General features: G+C 36.7%; 20 protein-coding genes. 10 read left to right on the plus strand and 10 right to left on the minus strand.

Annotation, left to right across the window (positions count from 1 at the left end):
- Positions 1–16: 16 nt before the first annotated feature.
- Positions 17–1,003 (minus strand): NOG1 family protein, encoded by a 987-nt coding sequence (locus METEV_RS08895; protein WP_013195178.1) that lies wholly within the window; start codon positions 1,001–1,003, stop codon positions 17–19.
- A 237-nt stretch (positions 1,004–1,240) separates the two neighbouring features.
- Here METEV_RS08895 and METEV_RS08900 point away from each other — a divergent pair, with 237 nt between their 5' ends.
- On the plus strand, positions 1,241–2,116 hold the full coding sequence (locus tag METEV_RS08900) for a CBS domain-containing protein (RefSeq protein WP_013195179.1): 876 nt from the start codon (positions 1,241–1,243) through the stop codon (positions 2,114–2,116).
- Between the two features lies 1 nt (position 2,117).
- Here METEV_RS08900 and METEV_RS08905 read toward each other — a convergent pair whose 3' ends face one another.
- The 4 genes from METEV_RS08905 to METEV_RS08920 form a co-directional block, all read right to left on the minus strand.
- Positions 2,118–2,423 carry a phosphoribosyl-ATP diphosphatase gene (locus METEV_RS08905; protein WP_013195180.1) on the minus strand — a complete coding sequence of 102 codons (306 nt, stop codon included), beginning with the start codon at positions 2,421–2,423 and terminating at the stop codon, positions 2,118–2,120.
- A 40-nt stretch (positions 2,424–2,463) separates the two neighbouring features.
- Positions 2,464–3,747: a 3-isopropylmalate dehydratase large subunit gene (locus METEV_RS08910; RefSeq protein WP_013195181.1), complete on the minus strand. Its 1,284-nt coding sequence runs from the start codon at positions 3,745–3,747 to the stop codon at positions 2,464–2,466.
- 128 nt (positions 3,748–3,875) lie between these two features.
- Complete coding sequence (locus METEV_RS08915) at positions 3,876–5,375, minus strand: DHH family phosphoesterase (protein ID WP_013195182.1); 1,500 nt, start codon at positions 5,373–5,375, stop codon at positions 3,876–3,878.
- 186 nt (positions 5,376–5,561) lie between these two features.
- The gene (locus tag METEV_RS08920) at positions 5,562–6,188 is read right to left on the minus strand and encodes an RNA-guided endonuclease InsQ/TnpB family protein (RefSeq protein WP_332258488.1); all 627 of its coding nucleotides are present in this window, start codon (positions 6,186–6,188) and stop codon (positions 5,562–5,564) included.
- Between the two features lie 348 nt (positions 6,189–6,536).
- On the opposite strand from METEV_RS08920, the gene METEV_RS08925 reads away from it, so the two are divergent.
- The 7 genes from METEV_RS08925 to METEV_RS08955 all read left to right on the plus strand — a co-directional run bounded on the left by METEV_RS08925 (position 6,537) and on the right by METEV_RS08955 (position 11,650).
- Positions 6,537–8,021 (plus strand): bifunctional ADP-dependent NAD(P)H-hydrate dehydratase/NAD(P)H-hydrate epimerase, encoded by a 1,485-nt coding sequence (locus tag METEV_RS08925; protein ID WP_013195183.1) that lies wholly within the window; start codon positions 6,537–6,539, stop codon positions 8,019–8,021.
- 12 nt (positions 8,022–8,033) lie between these two features.
- Positions 8,034–8,216, plus strand: coding sequence for a hypothetical protein (locus METEV_RS08930; RefSeq protein WP_013195184.1), 183 nt, complete (start codon positions 8,034–8,036; stop codon positions 8,214–8,216).
- A gap of 17 nt (positions 8,217–8,233) precedes the next feature.
- The gene (gene moaC / locus METEV_RS08935; protein ID WP_013195185.1) at positions 8,234–8,710 is read left to right on the plus strand and encodes a cyclic pyranopterin monophosphate synthase MoaC; all 477 of its coding nucleotides are present in this window, start codon (positions 8,234–8,236) and stop codon (positions 8,708–8,710) included.
- 62 nt (positions 8,711–8,772) lie between these two features.
- Entirely contained in the window at positions 8,773–9,630 is an 858-nt protein-coding gene (locus METEV_RS08940) for a ribose-phosphate diphosphokinase (protein ID WP_013195186.1), read from the plus strand.
- Between the two features lie 47 nt (positions 9,631–9,677).
- Positions 9,678–10,202 carry a hypothetical protein gene (locus METEV_RS08945; protein WP_157197330.1) on the plus strand — a complete coding sequence of 175 codons (525 nt, stop codon included), beginning with the start codon at positions 9,678–9,680 and terminating at the stop codon, positions 10,200–10,202.
- 6 nt (positions 10,203–10,208) lie between these two features.
- Positions 10,209–10,856, plus strand: a complete 648-nt coding sequence (locus METEV_RS08950; protein ID WP_049891167.1) for an endonuclease III domain-containing protein — start codon at positions 10,209–10,211, stop codon at positions 10,854–10,856.
- Positions 10,857–10,864: 8 nt separating this feature from the next.
- On the plus strand, positions 10,865–11,650 hold the full coding sequence (locus METEV_RS08955) for a C15orf41 family protein (protein WP_013195189.1): 786 nt from the start codon (positions 10,865–10,867) through the stop codon (positions 11,648–11,650).
- Here METEV_RS08955 and METEV_RS08960 read toward each other — a convergent pair whose 3' ends face one another.
- Together METEV_RS08960 and METEV_RS08965 are read right to left on the minus strand one after the other, a co-directional pair.
- Complete coding sequence (locus METEV_RS08960; RefSeq protein WP_013195190.1) at positions 11,651–11,956, minus strand: hypothetical protein; 306 nt, start codon at positions 11,954–11,956, stop codon at positions 11,651–11,653. It lies immediately after the preceding gene.
- 204 nt (positions 11,957–12,160) lie between these two features.
- On the minus strand, positions 12,161–12,388 hold the full coding sequence (locus tag METEV_RS08965; RefSeq protein WP_013195191.1) for a hypothetical protein: 228 nt from the start codon (positions 12,386–12,388) through the stop codon (positions 12,161–12,163).
- A 221-nt stretch (positions 12,389–12,609) separates the two neighbouring features.
- Here METEV_RS08965 and lysS point away from each other — a divergent pair, with 221 nt between their 5' ends.
- Positions 12,610–14,202, plus strand: a complete 1,593-nt coding sequence (gene lysS, locus METEV_RS08970; RefSeq protein WP_013195192.1) for a lysine--tRNA ligase — start codon at positions 12,610–12,612, stop codon at positions 14,200–14,202.
- A 3-nt stretch (positions 14,203–14,205) separates the two neighbouring features.
- Positions 14,206–14,868, plus strand: coding sequence for a class I SAM-dependent methyltransferase (locus METEV_RS08975; protein WP_013195193.1), 663 nt, complete (start codon positions 14,206–14,208; stop codon positions 14,866–14,868).
- On the opposite strand, the gene METEV_RS08980 is transcribed toward METEV_RS08975, so the two are convergent.
- Genes METEV_RS08980 through METEV_RS08990 form a run of 3 tightly spaced genes read right to left on the minus strand, consistent with a single transcriptional unit; the run spans position 14,865 to position 18,056 of the window.
- Positions 14,865–15,122 carry a pro-sigmaK processing inhibitor BofA family protein gene (locus tag METEV_RS08980; protein WP_013195194.1) on the minus strand — a complete coding sequence of 86 codons (258 nt, stop codon included), beginning with the start codon at positions 15,120–15,122 and terminating at the stop codon, positions 14,865–14,867. The genes METEV_RS08975 and METEV_RS08980 overlap by 4 nt on opposite strands.
- Before the next feature lie 40 nt (positions 15,123–15,162).
- A complete protein-coding gene (locus METEV_RS08985) occupies positions 15,163–15,606 on the minus strand; it encodes a nucleoside 2-deoxyribosyltransferase (RefSeq protein ID WP_013195195.1) in 444 nt (147 codons plus the stop codon).
- On the minus strand, positions 15,603–18,056 hold the full coding sequence (locus tag METEV_RS08990; RefSeq protein ID WP_013195196.1) for a DUF3656 domain-containing U32 family peptidase: 2,454 nt from the start codon (positions 18,054–18,056) through the stop codon (positions 15,603–15,605). The genes METEV_RS08985 and METEV_RS08990 overlap by 4 nt, the downstream gene beginning before the upstream one ends.
- Between the last annotated feature and the right edge of the window lie 55 nt (positions 18,057–18,111).

An 18,111-nucleotide genomic window follows, 5' to 3' on the forward strand; every position in this document is an offset into this window, starting at 1 on the left:
TCCATATTTACTTATCTTAATGTGGAATATCTTTGAAAAATTCCTGTTTTGCTCCTATCATATCAACCAAATTGTTAACAACCTCTTCCACTCCCTCTGAGGTTACTGTTGACATTTCCATATCCACAAAATCAAGTTCCTGGAATTCAGGAAGGTCTGATTTATTGGACACTGCAAACATTGGCAGGTCAAATTGTTGTTTGATTTCTTCATACAGACGTTTTTGGTCATCTACCGTGTATCCGCAAGTTTCACTTGCATCTACCAGATAGAGCAAAACTGACCCAAGGTGTTTTAATGCGGTGATTGCCTGTAGTTCTATATCATTCCTATCTGACATTGGTCTATCAAGTAAACCCGGTGTATCTATTACCTGATACCTTATATTATCTCTTGTAAAATGTCCAATAGATATTCCCTTTGTCGTGAATGGATAGATAGCTACCTCTGGACGTGCCTTGGTAGCGAGTGCCACAAAACTGGACTTTCCTGTATTTGGATACCCTGCAACTACTATCGTAGGAGCATCAACATCCACATCCGGTAATTTGCGTAAAGTATTCCTTGCCTCGTTTAAAAATTTTAAATCCTTATCAATAGATTTCATTATAGAAGACATTCGCCCATAGACTTCTTTTTGTATCGATTGCGGGTTATTGCTACTGCGGATTTTACCAATCTGCTCCCTCCCCATATCATGTATTTTTTCACTCGCCCAGTTAACTGAGCCCAATGATTTTTTAAGTTTATCCACTCCTACTATTACATCTGCCAAATCATAATAAAAATCCGATAATTCATCAAAATCAGGAAAACGTCTTACAATATTGGCAAGATTATCAGAAAGGATGTTTGCAGACGTCAATATCATGGATTCATAGGCTTCCCTGTTACTTTTCATATTTTTAATTACTTTTCCGCGTCTGGCTCTGGATGCTCTTCTGAATGCCTTGTCTAACAATTCATCAGAAGTGGGAACAGAATGGATTTTTTCAAATATCATATTTTATTTTCCTTTGTTACTGATTTTTTATACTATCATCCATGATAATACTGCAATATATATTTATACAGCTTTTAAGTATTTATAAATGTATAGAAACTGATATTATAATCAAAATAAAAACAGCCTATATATTCTTATTCCCTGCAGAACATTCCTAATTATTATAAATGATAGATACTGCAATATATTTATACTACTTTCAATTATTTATATATAGGTTTAAATGGTGATTGAATGGAACTTACCCCCATCCAGAAAGACATAATTATCGCGTTAATTAATCTCCAACGACAGAAGAATCATGCCATCAAAGGTGAAGACATTGCGGAAGTTATCCAGAGGAACCCGGGTACTGTGCGCAATCAGATGCAGTCTCTGAAAGTTCTTGGACTTGTAGAAGGTGTACCCGGTCCAAAAGGTGGTTACAAAGCCACCGGTAAAGCATATGAAGCATTAAATATACCATCATTGGAAAAAGAAGCCATTGTTAAAATATATAGAAACAACAAACTTGTTGAAGGGAGCACTGCCGCTGAAATCAGTTTTACAACAGTGCGCCATCCGGAACTCTGCAACGGTATGATAAAAGTTCTTGGAGATATAAGAGAATTCAAAGAAGGAGACAAACTTCAGGTCGGTCCCACTCCTGTTAACCAGCTTATTGTCAGAGGAGAAGTTGTAGGACGTGACGATACTAACAATTCTCTGCTTTTTACAATTACAGAAATGGTTTCAATACCAAAAATACCTGTTAAAAACTATGTCACCAAAGATTCAGTAATGGTCAATGTAAACGCTACATTACAGGAAGCAGCACGCATATTTGTTAAAAACAATATTCACGGGTCACCTGTTGAAGATAAAAGCTCTATCGTGGGAGTGGTTACATTCACGGATATTGGAGACGCCATTGCAAGCGGAAAAATGTCGCTAAAAGTAAGAGATATTATGACAAAAGAACTGATTACAGTAGATGGTGATACCCCCCTTAACGAAGCAGTTAAGATTTTCAACAAACATAACATAGGAGGACTTGTTGTCACAATAAATGGAGTGCCTGAAGGTTTTGTATCAAAGACGGATGTACTTCACGAACTTGCTGTATACTAAATTAGCTGCGGCGTTTTTCAAGCTCATCAGCTATTTCTGATAACTGTATATCATTCGCTGCAAGCATTACAAGTAAATGGAATATTAAATCAGAGGATTCATAAACAATATCCTCACGGTTTTTATTTTTAACAGCAAGGACAGTTTCTACTGATTCCTCTCCTATCTTCTCAAGGATTTTATCTATCCCTTTATTATGGTTAAGGAGTGAACATACATAGGATTTTTCAACTGGGTTGTGTTTTCGGTCCTGAATTACATCATAGATTTCATTCAATACCGATAGGTCAGCATCTGATTGAGACATATTTATCCTCCAATAAAAAATAAGTTTTTGAGTTTATAACTCAAATTTTTCTGGGATCTGTAATTTTTCCGGTAAGAGCTGATGCAGCTGCTGTAGCCGGTGAACTCAGGTAAACAAATGATTCTGGACTACCTTCCCGTCCTTTGAAATTGCGGTTAGATGTGGCAAGTCCTACTTCTCCATCACCAAGAAGACCGAATGAACCTCCCATACATGGACCGCAGCAGGGTGATTCTACAATTGCTCCTGCCTCCATAAATTGTTCAATATATCCGGCTTTTAAAAGTTTCATATATTCAGTTCTTGAAGCAGGGATTATCAACAAACGAACGTTGTCTGCAACCTTTTTCCCATCCATTATTTTTGCAGCAATTTCAAGGTCTTCATAACGCCCGTTTGTACATGACCCGATAAATACCTGATCAAGCTCTGTACCTTCTACTTCAGTTACGGGTTTTACATTATCAACATTGTGTGGACATGCCACCTGTGGTTCAAGATTGGATACATCATATTTTCGAATTTCTGAATAATTTGCCCCATCATCTGATTTCCATTCAGAATCGAGTTTATAACCAGGAACCCGTTCCTTGATGTAATCCTCGGTCACTTTATCAGATTCTATAATTCCTGCTTTTCCCCCCATTTCAATTGCCATATTTGACATAGTCATACGTTCTGAGACCGACATGTTTCGCACTGCCGACCCACCGAATTCAGCGGTCTTGTACATGGCACAGTCAGCACCCACATCTCCTATCACATGAAGGATGACATCCTTTGAGTATACATTATCAGGTAATTCTCCATCAATTTCAAATCGTATTGTTTCAGGCACCTTGAACCACAGTTTTCCTGAAGCAAATACTGCCGCCATATCAGTAGAACCTACACCTGTAGAAAATGCGCCAATTGCACCATAAGCACATGTATGAGAATCCGAACCCACTACCAAATCACCGGGTTTAATATGTCCTTTTTCAGGCATTACCTGATGACATATACCTTCATAGACATCATAATTAAGGATTGCCTGTTCTTTTGCAAACTCCCTGAGCATTATATGATTGGATGCTGCATTTAATGAGTCTGCAGGAACCTGATGATCAAAGATAATTACAATTTTATTCGGGTCCCATACCTTTGGATTTTCTTTATTTTCCATTATTTCGTAGAAACCTTTTACTGCAAGGGGACCTGTGATATCATGAGTCATTGCACGGTCTATATCAGCAAATACAAAATCTCCTGCTCTTACATTCGTTCCTGAAGCTTTAGACATTATTTTTTCAGAAATTGTCATTGGTTGGTTATTGTCCGACATGATAATCAGTACTGAATTTTATAATCAATATAGGATAAATTAAAAGTCAAAGTGAACCATCATATAAACTAATATAATTTATAATTAGCTATAGGATGGTTAATTTAACTGGGTAAAGCGTATAACAATCAATCTTCTGCTTCTTCCACACCTACTGCACTCAATATCTTTTTCACAACCGCTTCATTGACCAGACGTAGAAGTGTCTGTCTATCTTTTGCTGCACTAAACACTCCAAGCGGAACCTGTGCTGCGGCTGCTGTTGCATGTCCTCCTGCTGATTGTTCCCCAAATGCCCTTTTCATGACATCTCCAAGATTGATTTTTATATCATTGCTTCGTCCTGAAAGGTAGATTTTATCCTTGGATACCCCAAAAACTATTGATGTGGATATGCCTTCAAGATTCAACAGATAATCAGCTGCCTGTGGCAGTGTATCACGGTCTCGGACTGTTCCCACATTTGACAAAAGATAACTTCCAAAAACCTGTCTGTTTTTAATTGCTTCTCCAAAGACTTCCAATGTTTCTGTTGCTATAGAGGGACGTTCAAGCTGTTCAAGGATTTCATGGTCTGCCAAGGGATAAAGGAAAGAAGCTGCAGAAAGGTCGGCAGGGTCTGTATTTCTTTTGAAATCCTGTGTATCTGTCCTTATACCATATAACAGCGCTGTTGCAAGATTACTGGTTATATCAATATTTAATTCCTGTAGATATTTTGTAAGAATTGTTGCTGTTGCTCCTATATTGGGTCTAATATCAATATAATCAGCATCAATTTCTGCATCTTCTACAGGATGATGGTCGAGTACAATACCTACATGGGTATCTCGGTCAAGCATATTGTTGGATCCGGGTACTGCACAATCCACCAGTGCTATATTCTGGAAATCTGAAATATCTGTTTCTTCCATCCTATTTAAATCAATATCCAGAAGATTTACAAAGGCTTTATTTTCCTGGTGTCCTATTTCACCATGATAAAATATAGTGCTTTCAATACCATAGGTTTTTGCTATTTCTTTAAGAGCCATCGCACTGGCAATAGCATCTGGGTCAGGATTATCATGAACCACTACACCAAGTTTTTTGTCGGCAATATCTTTCAGCCATCGTGTTAACTTGGTACCTCTACGCATGGATTCGGCACGTTCAAGTGTTCTTGCAAGTGATGTAGCCACCACCCTCGAGGGTATTATAACATAATCAGCACCTTTGGATTCCATCTCTTTTTTATTGATAACATCTGATGCACGTGCCACACAGTAAACATCAGGAGAAACCAACTTTTTAATATTTTCTATGGCTGATTTGTTGGATTCATTATCAGAACTTAATACAAGCACAGCTGTTAAATTTCTTACATTGATTTGGTTAAGAGTTTCAGGATTGCTTATGTCACCCTGTATTGCTTCATACTCTTCTTCTCTTAGAGTTTCGATTTTGGCAGGGTCTTTATCGATGATGACCAAATCTTTATCAAGTTCTCTAAGTTCCTTAGCTACGGCAAAACCAATACTCCCACTACCAAGGACGAGATAAGTAGGTTTTATTTTTGATTTGGCGGGTAAATATGAGGGTTTAGTTTTAGTTTTGGTGGACGGGTTTGTAGCCTTTACGCTGGCCATAGTGCAGTACCTCCTTCGTAATATCAGGACACAATTGTTTATTAAGGAACTTTCGGTTAATACCTATTAAACCTTCCACTATTCACTATTCTTAGATGTTAATCTGTAAAGTTGAGTATCCCCTATATTAATAAAACTGACATACTCCAACGGATAAATCCGTTTGGGTTCTGTGGTCGGTGGGCGTTACACCGTTGCCACTTGTGGGGCGCCAGTACTCCCATCTGATACATCTCTGTCTGTACCAGATTGACCACCTGGACGCATAGCTATATTGAACGCCGCGTTTGCGTCCGCATGATCAACGTGCCCACAATGAGGACACTTGAACGATTCACCGTTTCTAATACCCAAATAACCACATCTACTGCAATTCTGAGAAGTATATTCAGGATCTACAAATTCAATTTTAACTCCGAGCAGCCTAGCTTTGTATTCCAACATAAATTGCAGTTGATAGAACGACCAGCTGTGCAGGGAGTATTTGAATGATTTTCGTTGTTTAGCAGTTTTACGGATTCCTTTGATGTTTTCAAGTTTTATACCACAATTTTTTTCAGCTGCTACTTCCACAATTTTCTTGCTGATTTTGTGGTTTAAATCCCTGACTATCCTGTTTTCTTTGTTTTTAATCTGTTTGACTTTTTTGTATTTGCCCTTTACCTGTAGTTTCCTGCGGGTGTTCTTGTATTTTTTATGTATATGTTCTGCTTTTTTACCGAATTTCCAGACTTTGCCAGTTTTAGGATTTGACGCCACTGCTATATGTCCCGTGGTATTGACATATATATAATATTTTGGGTTTAAAAACAGTAATCAACGGGGTTGTTTCATCACTCTTTAAACTTCATTTAAAGATATCCTTGAACCTTGTTTTAAAGAGAACGGTTAGAAACCGTTGGCTTTCACGTACCCCTGTTACCCCATCTTCGTAAAATTAACATAAGATGGATTTAAACTTTATGTATAAATATATAATATTTAAATAATAACGCGTTAAAAGCTGATTATTTTAGTACCAATTAATTTTTCCACATTGAATTTTTTAATCAAAAACCTCATTCACTTTTTTAAGAATCATTAAATACATACACTACACAACAGAATTAGAAAATAACATAAACATAGGGTAATATATGAATAAATAAAATACGTGTTACCATGTACACAATAACAACATCACAGATGAATGCAATCGACAAAAATTGTGAATACTTTGGTTTAAGCACACTTCAACTTATGGAAAATGCAGGAGCTGGGATAGCAAAAGAAGTTAAAAACTTTATTGAAAGTGGTACAATAGTTGTTATTGCAGGTAGAGGAAACAATGGAGGAGATGCTTTTGTTGCAGCAAGGCATCTGGCACAATATAGCAATTATAAAGTTAAAATCATACTTCTGGGTCGCAGTAGTCAGATAAAAACCGATGATGCAATTAAAAATTACCAGATTTTAAAACACTGTGATATCACAGATATCCTCGAAGTTTCAGATTCTACCCAGATTTTAAATCTAGATTGGATTGATAGTGCCGATGTAATAATAGACGCCATACTTGGTACAGGTGTTAAAAGCAAAATACGGGAACCTGAATCCACTGCCATTGACATGATTAATAACTCTAAGGCAAAAACGATCTCAGTCGATGTTCCATCAGGTTTTGACCCTGACGGTGGTGATTTTGAAAAATCAGTGTTCTCAGACGTTACACTAACATTTCACAGAATGAAGCCCGGTCTTGAGTCAAAAGATATTAACAGATACGCAAAATCTGTCAAGGTCGTGAATATTGGGGTTTGTTCAGATGCTGAAAAAATTGTAGGAAGAGGGAATTTAGAAATGTTGAAAAAGCGTTCTGAAAGCAGCCACAAAGGTAATTCAGGCAGGATACTGATTATAGGTGGTGGAGCATATTCAGGCGCTCCCGGGCTTACTTCACTGGCTGCATTAAGAACAGGTGCTGACCTTGTTACAATTGCCACACCAAAAAATGTTGCAGATATTATAGCATCATTTTCTCCAAATCTTATAGTAGATTCACTCTCCAGTGAGGTGCTTTGTTCTGAAGACATCCCCAAAATCAAAGATTTGGTTAAATCCCATGACGTAGTTATTATAGGGATGGGGATAGGACGGGATGACAGAAGCAAATCAGCAATTGAGAAGATAATCCCCTGTTGCCAAAAAGTTGTTGTAGATGCTGACGGATTATACGGACTTAATTATAACAGCATCAGTGAATCCGGTTGTGAAGTTATTATCACACCACATGCAGGCGAATTTTCATATCTCCAGAACAAAAACACACCCAAGGATAGGGACTCACGTGCCTGTGACGTCATGGATTTTTCAAAAAATAATCATCTGATAACAATATTAAAAGGCAAAGAAGACATCATATCTGATGGTGAAAGGATATTATACAATCAGACCGGAAATCCGGGTATGACTGTTGGAGGGACGGGAGATGTACTTGCAGGAATTACAGGAGCGCTTTTTGCAGTAAATTCTGCAATTGATGCTGCATCCTGTGGTGCATTCATAAACGGCGCCGCCGGTGACTTAGCATTCGAGGAAAAAGGTTACGGTTTACTTGCAACTGATATCATTGACAGAATTACAGACGTTATAAATATAGATAAATAAAGGAGAGATTTGATGGTAAAAGATGAACGGAACATATATGTAGACATCGAAAGAAACAGAATACGCCTGGTAATCAGCCACGGAGAAGACGAACAGATTACTAAATTAAATCTTCATGAAGCAAGAGACCTGCTGGGAAAACTTGACGAAACCCTTGAAGATTATGAACAGCGGAAAAATGTACGGATTGACTAACACCTAATGGTGGTTGTTTGGCAAAAGAATTTACACATACTGTTGATGACAGAGTTCAGATGGTAGACACCAGTAAAAAGGATAGTGTATCACGCCAGGCTGTTGCTTCAGGAAAAATTATACTCACAGAAGATACAATCAATAATATACAATCCAGTTCCATAGAAAAAGGAAATGTACTGGCAACAGCACGAGTAGCAGCCATCATGGCTGCAAAAAAAACATCTGACACAATCCCTATGTGCCATCCCATTCCGATTACGGGTATAGACACCAATTTTGATATTAACAATAATTATATTACAGCAAGTGTCAAGGTTAAATCGGTCGGAAAAACCGGTGTTGAAATGGAGGCACTTAACGGTGTTTCAACCGCTTTACTTACCATATGGGATATGGTAAAATCTGCTGAAAAGGATGAAACCGGTAATTACCCTCATACAAAAATCCAGGATATAGAAGTTGTTGAAAAAACCAAATCAGAATCTATATAAAAATTAAAAATAAGTATTAAAAATAGTTACTATTCTAATTAAAGGAAGAAGAGGTACAAAATTTGAAGATAATAGGAGGACCAGCATCCCAGCTACTTGCATCCCGGGTTGCAAGAGAACTAAACGATAAACCTATACTTTGTGAATTTGATAAATTCCCTGACGGAGAACAATATATACGAATACTGGATGAAGATATTGAAAATGAAAGAGTTGCTATAATACAGTGTACATATAGTGATTCTGATTTAATATCATTATTACAATTAATTGATGCCTGCGAAGATGCAAAACAAATCAATGTGATTATACCCTATTTAGGATACAGCAGACAGGATAAAAAGTTCAAAAATGGAGAAGCAATCAGTGCACGTGCAATCACCAGAACACTTACCGCAGACAATGTGTTTACTGTTAATGTTCATGAAAAAAGCATACTTGAATATATCAATGCAAACAGTGCCAATGACCTTGAAGCATCATACCTGCTGGGCAATCACATCGAGTCCCTTGATTTAAAAAACCCATTAATAGTAGCTCCTGATTCTGGTGCAATCTATCTTGCAGAAAATGCATCATCTAAAACCGGTATAGAATATGATTACCTTGAAAAAGAAAGGATATCAGGTGATGAAGTATCCATCAAAACAAAAAACATGGACATCACCGGAAGAGATGTGGTTTTAATTGACGATATGATTGCCACTGGAGGTACAATGGCTGAATCCATTAAAATACTGAAATCACAGGGTGCAAATGATGTATATCTTGCCTGTGTACATCCTGTACTGGCTAAAAACGCAGTTTTGCGTTTATTCAATGCTGGGGTCCGAGATATAATATCTACCGACACTATTGAAAAAGCTGAGAGTGCTGTCAGTGTCGCACCATTGATAGCGGATTCATTAAATAAAATATAATTAAGACATAATTTTATATATTTGTCCAAAATAAAAAGGAGAACAGATTGACCATGACATTGCCTGAAGTATGCCCAATGGACAAAAATTCCAAATGCAAAAAAGAAGACTGCCATCTGTACCACATAGACTGGCGTACCGGTGATGAGAATTGCACAATCGGTTACCGCTATACACATAGAGAAGGAAAAAGTTCCCAGTCTGTACAGGATAATTATGCTGACAATGTTCGTATGAAACTGGGCAAAAAAATAGATGAAACACCAGAAATCAGAGACCCAAGAGAAGAAGAAAATCGTTTTTTTAAATCAGACTTTAATATCGGTGAAAATGTCGGACAGGTGGAAAATGAAACTCATGAATCCAATAAAGCCGAGGCATCTAAGGTAAATGAAGTTGAAGAAATAAACGAAAGAGTTGTAACATCCGACAAAAATACAACTGTAATCCATTCCTACAACAGTAATGAAGAAGATGATTCAGAACCTGAAGACAAAAAGTCCAGAAAAAATATAGACAAAGCAATGGAACTTGATTTACCTGAAAACTACGAAAAAGAGTTCTGGAAATAATAAACTATGAATATTTCAAGTCAGGACTTGATGCAGATATACCAGCACCTGATGGATGAATTCGGACCTCAATACTGGTGGCCTGCAGACACTTCTTTTGAAGTTATAGTGGGTGCTATACTTACCCAGCAAACAAAATGGATAAATGTTGAAAAAGCAATATCAAATCTTAAAAACAACTACCTTTTAGATAAGAAAGCACTTGCATATGCAGACATTGAAAAGATTGAAGAACTTATTTACTGCTGTGGATTTTATCGACAAAAAGCTACAAGGCTGAAAAATGTAGCCAATTACTTTTTTGAAAATGGGTTGGATTCTGTTTTCAATCAGGACATTAATAAATTAAGGTCAACACTTCTTTCGTTAAAAGGAATAGGTGAAGAAACAGCCGACAGTATAATTCTCTATTCGGCAGAAAAACCCAAATTTGTAATCGATGCTTATACAAAACGTATAATGGGATGTCTTGGAATAGATGGTAACTATAAACAACTTCAATCACATTTTGAAAGTAAATTACCGGTCGATGTTAACCTTTATCAGGAATACCATGCATTGATTGTAGAGTATGCAAAAAACTATTGTGTCAAAAAACAATGTGATAATTGTCTACTTCTTAAAACCAATATAAACATTCACAAGAATAAATAACGATAATTATGGAGAAAGAACGCTATAGATGGATATATGAATCCATTGACATTTTTGATGATGTCGAAGAACTGGCAGAAAAATTCATGGAACCTGTCGGTGTGATATCATCTATACTGTCCCAAAAAACAGTGTCAAAAGTTAAAAAGACACAACCAAAAGTTCAAAAATACAGCCATAGACACCTGAAAAAATGGGAAAAAGGCCAGTCCATACAGGATATTGCAAAAGAAAACAAACTCCCTGAATCACTTATGGCCACCATTTTACTCAAAGAAATGGGTTATTCAAAAAAACAGGTATTCAACAACCCAGATATTCTTTCTGATGAGCGTTTAAAAAAAGAAACTAAGGAAGTAATAGAATCTGATTTTCATTATTCACCCAAAGCCCACAAATTGCAGAGTATTCGAGGACAGATGGGTGAAGACATCATTGAAAAATGGCTAATACAAAACAATATTGATTATTATACAGAATATGACCTGCGTGAATACGGGCATACCAAAACACCGGATTTTGTGTTAAATGATACTCTGATTATTGAAGGAACAGATATTCAATGGATTGAAAGCAAAGCCATATTCGGTGATGAAAAAGAACACAGCCATTATTTTAAGAAACAATTCAAACAATACGAAGAAAAATTTGGTCAGGGTATGATAGTTTACTGGTACGGTTATCTGGACAACATAGACCTTAATAACCATATTATAAAAGATTACCAGTTTTTTTACAGCTATAAACTTGTGGATGATGTTGAAAGCCTTTTAAGTTTTTCAATTCAGTGGTAATCAAACCTTATTTTTTACCTTCCCAGTGATACTTTGTTCTTCATGTATTAAATGATTAAGTGATTTCCCTGATGCATATGAAAAATTTACAGGTTTACTTTTAACTTCCTTTTTTTTCAGAACTGTTCCAAAATTACCTGCAACCTTGTTACTAAAACCCAGATGCACATGGCACTCATCAAGAGTTACTATCTGATTATCTATCTGGGACTTTAATTTTACAAGGTCAAGGTGCAACTGCCAGATCTTCTGACCGATTTCATCAAATTTTTCTCTGTTTGTGTCTGGTTTATCGAAGTTAAACAATACTATACCCCCACTTCTCAATCCGACTTGCTAACAGAGGGAGAACGGTATAATTATTATCCAACCCCTGTCTCCCTCTATACTGGTATCTACCAGCAATATAAGTTAAGCAGGTTAATCATAAATAATCTTAAGAAAGTGAGTTACAAAACTAAAATCTGTATTAAAATTACAGGATAAAAAAATTAAAAGTAAAGAAAAAGATTAATTTGATGAAAGTATTCTGGACATTGAATCAAAGTTTTCTGACTGGAAATTAATGAGTTCATTGTTTCCTGTTTCTCTGTCCTTGTATAATGATCCCTGATTCCCCATGAGCATAAGCATGGTATTTACTTCTTCTTCAACAGGTTCCCTGTATTTGTAAAGTTCGAATATGTCTATCAAAGCACTTAATGAGTTACCCTGAATTTCATTACTGATTCGAGTCATTGATAATTAATTATGTCAAATAATTATTAAATACTTTCGGTTCGGAACTATACGAACAATTGGACTTGTTGCTATCATTAGATTTTTATTTAATAATAGTTAGGATAGAGATTAATATTACAGTTTGAGTATCAGATTAAAGTTAATATATTATTGCTGTTTAGTACAGCCGGAACTTAATTTCTATTCATTTATATAAAAGTGTAAATCGGTGAAACAATATGGCAGATATCAAACACTGGGCAGATGTTGCAGCAGATAAAGCAATGGAACATGGACAAAAACATCTTGTTGCAACTGGTATAACTCCTTCCGGTCACATACATATAGGCAACATGAGAGAAGTAGTAACCGCCGATGCAGTCTACAGAGCACTACTTGATAAAGATCAAAATGCTGAACTTATCTATATCGCAGATACCTATGACCCATTAAGGAAAGTATACCCCTTCCTCCCTGACAGCTATTCAGAACACATAGGCAAACCTCTATCAGAAATACCCTGTCCATGTGGAAACTGTGAAAATTATGCACAGCACTTTTTAACCCCCTTCCTTGAATCTCTCAGCAAGATGGGTATTCATCCAAAAGTGTACAAAGGGGATGAACTATATAAAAGTGGTGCATATACTGATGCAATAAAAACTGCTCTTTTAAACAGGGATAAAATATCAAGAATCATAGAAGAAGAAACCGGAAAAGATCCTGATCCGGAATGGAGTCCATTCAACCCTATATGCAATGTTTGTGGCAGGATAAACACCACCAAAGTAGTCGATTACGATATTGAAAACGAAACCGTTGATTTTGTCTGTTCCAATGGTCACTCTGGAACTGTTTCAATGACCGGAGGAGGTAAACTTAGCTGGCGCGTGGACTGGCCTGCAAGATGGCAAATACTTGGTGTCACAGTTGAACCCTTTGGAAAAGACCATGCTTCAAGAGGAGGGTCATATGATACCGGTGAGAGGATAGCAAAAGAAATCTATGGATATGAACCACCCTATCCTGTAGTTTATGAATGGATTATGCTCGGTAAACAGGGCGCCATGTCTTCATCAAGTGGTGTAGTAGTCACAATTTCAGATATGCTTAAAGTTGTGCCTCCTGAAGTATTGAGATACCTGATAATCAAAACTAAACCGGAAAAACATATTTCATTCGAACCAGGCATGCCTTTGCTAACACTTGTTGATGAATTTGAACGTTTAAAATCCAGTGATGACATTGATGATGCTAACAAAAGAGTACTTGAACTTTCACATGCTTCTGGTATCTGCCATACAGACATCCCGTTCAAACACATGGTAACAGTATATCAAGTTGCAAGAGGCGATTTTGACCAGATAATTCAGATTTTAAAAAGAGCCGGGTATGATACAGAGAATGAAAAATGTATACGTGGGCTTGTTAGCAATGTAGAAAACTGGCTTGAGATGTATGCACCGGATTTTGTTAAATTCAGTGTTAAAGAAAAATTGCCCGAGAAGGCGGCAAACCTTTCAGATGAACAGAAGGCGTTTCTTGGTGCTCTTTCTGAAGTTATCGAAGAAAGCGGCCACCTAAGCGGTGAAGAATATCATAATATAGTTTATCAGGCAAAAGAGAAAGATTCAAAAATACATAAAAAAATGGCTGATATTCTCGGCATTAATCCAGATGAGCTGGAACCTAACCCCAAAAACCTGTTCAAAGCCATCTACATTACAATACTTGGGCAAAAGTCAGGTCCAAAAGCTGGTTGGTTCCTTTCTTCATTCGATAAGGATTTCCTTATTGAAAGATTCAAAGAAGCTTCAACATACAGTCCCTAATTTATGATTACCGAAAATGAGAAGAGAAACTTAAAATCCCAGTATCTGGCATGGGAACAGGAATATTTCCATGTCAAATGGGGTGGTTCAAGGTCTATAGAGATGGTGAGTTCCAGAATTTCACCGGGACATAAGATACTGGATGCAGGGTGTGGAAACGGTCGACATCTTCTCCCTCTATCAAAAGTTTATCATGTTACAGGGGTTGATATCTCTCCATCCGCACTCAAAAACTCAAAACTCCACCTTGAAAAAAACAATTGTTTTGCATATCAAAGTGTTTCTACTGTAACCCATCTACCCTTTTCTGATAACATATTTGATTGTGTAGTATCACTGGGAGTATTGCAGCATTTTTATGAACATGAAAGGGAATTGACCATATATGAATTTTCCAGAGTCTTGGCTTCTGGTGGTATTTTGGTTCTGGAAGTTTTCGGTGTGGATGATATGAGGTACGGTAAGGGTGATAATGTAGGAGAGGAAAATACATTCCTTCGAAACGGTGGAATCATCTATCACTATTTTACAGATAAAGAAATAAAATCACTTCTGGAAAAGTACAAATTCCAGATAACCGATATAACGAATATAAAAACCGAAAAAAGGTTTAATGGTGACACCTACACCAGACATCACATACGTGCAGTTGCACAAATATTTTAAAACGCTATTCCAAGATAATTCAACAGGATAATTAGCAACGCTCCAAAGATACCACCTATTGCACATATAAGGAATACAATCCAGGAATAGGCAATCCCCAAACCAAAGACGATATTAGCTCCAATAAGAACAACAAGTCCCATTACAGTATTTATGATGAGCTTTTTCACAGATTTTAGTAATATATACAATACTACTGCTGCTATTATTGCTATTACTATAACCGATAATTCTGGTGTTGGTATTATAGGCATACTTATCCCTTTCAAAAGAGGTATTAGATTTATATAAAAATTACTGAGATGACAAATTTTCCTCTGATGTTATCGATGTAATTGAATTTTGTATTATTTTGTTCAGTTCATCAGTATTTAAATATTGAGCAACTATCAGTTTATCGTAGGTGTTTCCAAGAACCATAGAAGACACATTTGATCCTGATTTATGCAGACAGATAACGGGCACATTTTTAGATATTGCATGACAAATTTCATAACCAACTCCTATAGAAGGCACACTGACTTCAGCTATAAGAAGGTCACTCATATCGATTAAACCAGCATCCCTTTTAAAAATTTCCTGTTCACTCATTTCGGACTCGGTATCTTCCAGATTGGAATCCACTACATGCCAGCTCATAACCCTGAATCCATGATTGTACAATAAATTGCAAATATGATTGTAGACAGGAAGCATATCCCGTCCTCCACGTATAGAACCTGAGAAGAATACCTTCATAATACACCTCTATAATAATGACCTGTTGTATGTCCTTTTAAAATATCTGTACATCCTGTATCAGGTGTTGTGCTACCATTTACTGCTTTTTTGTACGTTTTTGTCAGTTTTTCAACATAAAAGGGTTCATACGTCCCTGCATTAATCCTTATACTGGCAACGTCCGATTTTAGGATGTCATCAATATTGTCAAGCATACATAAATTCCTTGAGTTGTAAATATGTGTCCTGCAGTTTTCATCCATCTCCAATGGGAAACTGTATCCCTTTTCATCAACAATCTCATATTCTGAGTTCCTGCAGGGATATCCACAGGATTTTTTGCTGCCAAATATATCACCAACAAAACAGTATTCAGACACCATTACTTCCAGAGGTCCGTGGACAATACATTCTGCCTGCCCTTTTGATGAAACTGATTTTATCTGGTCAATTGTAAGTTCAGGAGAGAGCACAACTTTTTCAGCACCGCATTTGAGCATGAAATCAAAGGATATTTTATTGAAAATATTCAGCGAAGCATTCACTATTACAGGCAAATTCATACTTTTTGCTACCTTTAAAACACCAAGATTTGATACCATGACTCCATCAAAATTATTACTTTTTGCACGGGCAAGTGATTTTTTTATATCATCCATCTCATTATCAGTTGTTATTCTGGGCGTATTAAGATAAATCCTGCATTCAGAATTATGAGCAGTTTCCACCAGTTTTTCAAAATCATTGTTTATAATCTCAGAATTTTGGTATTTTAAATACTCAAAATAGATTAAATCAGCTCCACCTGAAACAGCAGATTCCAACTGTTTTGTTGATACCACATTCACTGCAATTTGTGGAGAGGAACTTCTGGAGGTTATTGAATCCGAGTTCAGATACATCCTGTAGGATTCATTTCCCTTTTTTTGAGGACGTTTCCATTTTTCTGTTCGCTTTTTTTCAAGTCGAGTTATAGCCTTGTTTTTAATACTGTTTAGCTGACTGATTGGTATGAATATTTTATTGTCTGTATGGATGGTTATTTCTGAAGGATCAAACACGGTATTTCCCATCTTTGCAATCTGTTTTTCAATCTGTTTTTTTGAGGTTGGTTTACTTAACGCGTTTTCAACCACATAATCAGAAACTACTGAAACATTATTTGTTCCGTCACTTATCTGGAGTTCCAGATTTGAACCAGAGAAAGCTTTTACAATTATGGAAACCGGTATCTTTCGAGCCGGAACAGAAGAAGTAAAGGTCTTCTCAAGGGATTCATTGAGATGTTTATCAAAGGTTTTGTAAACCCTGCTTCCTGATTTTACTCTGTATTTAAAGGGTATTTCAACTATAGAACCTGAATCTGCACTATTGATATTATTTCCTTTTTTATACATACTGGTTACAGTGTCTCCTGTATCTTCTTCTCCTTCTATCCCTATTCCATCACCGATGTTTAATGTGTCTGAAAGTTTTATCTGTAAGGTTTTACGTTTGCGATTATATACAATCACTTCGCCAACCGGAAGTCCCCGATTGTACGGACGAACAGGGTTGATGAGATTTACAGGTTTGTTAAGAAGATAAGCGGTTGTAAAATCCCTGTTAAAAAGCTGTCCAAGTTGTTTTAATTCATTATCGGAAATGTAATAATCTGATGGGTTTTCTACATATCTGTCTATCAGTTTTCTGTATATAGACACCACACCTGCCACATATTCAGGACGTTTCATACGTCCTTCTATCTTGAACGCATCTACTTCGGTGTTGATAAGTTCAGGCAGTATTTTTGCGGTGTTTAAATCCTTAGGGCTTAGAAGATATTTTCCACTTGTTTCAACTTTTTTCCCATCTTTATACAGATTGTACTTTTTACGGCACGGCTGGGCACAAAATCCCCGGTTACCACTGCGCCCACCTATCATACTGCTAAAAAGACACTGTCCAGAATAGGATATACATAAAGCTCCGTGAACAAAAGTTTCTATACCTACAGCTGTGTTTTTTGTAATGTATTCTAATTCTTCAAGACTGAGTTCTCTTGCCAGTATAACTCTTCCCACACCCATATCTTCAAGAAAACGAACTGATTCAAGGTTGTGTACTGTCATCTGGGTGCTTGCATGCACTGGAAGTTCAGGGACAAGTTTTCTTGCAAGTGTGATTAAACCCAAATCCTGCAATATCACTGCATCTGCTCCTATATCATGAAGATAATACAAAAGGTTGACAGCATCTTCAAGTTCACTATCTTTTACAAGCACATTGAGTGTAACATATACCCTTACACCTTTTAAATGGGCGTAATCAACCGCTTCTACAAGTTCATCCAGTGAGAAATTATTCGCATAACCTCTGGCACTGAAGTTTTTCATCCCCAGATATACTGCATCTGCTCCATTTTCCACTGCTGCTGTAAGGGAGGTCATATCGCCTGCTGGTGCCATCAATTCAGGTTTTTTCAACATATTAACACCAATAAAACAGGAGGTTTTTATATAAAATATCGGTTGTCTGGTTAAA

It is taken from the genome of Methanohalobium evestigatum Z-7303, from assembly GCF_000196655.1.
Lineage (GTDB): Archaea > Halobacteriota > Methanosarcinia > Methanosarcinales > Methanosarcinaceae > Methanohalobium > Methanohalobium evestigatum.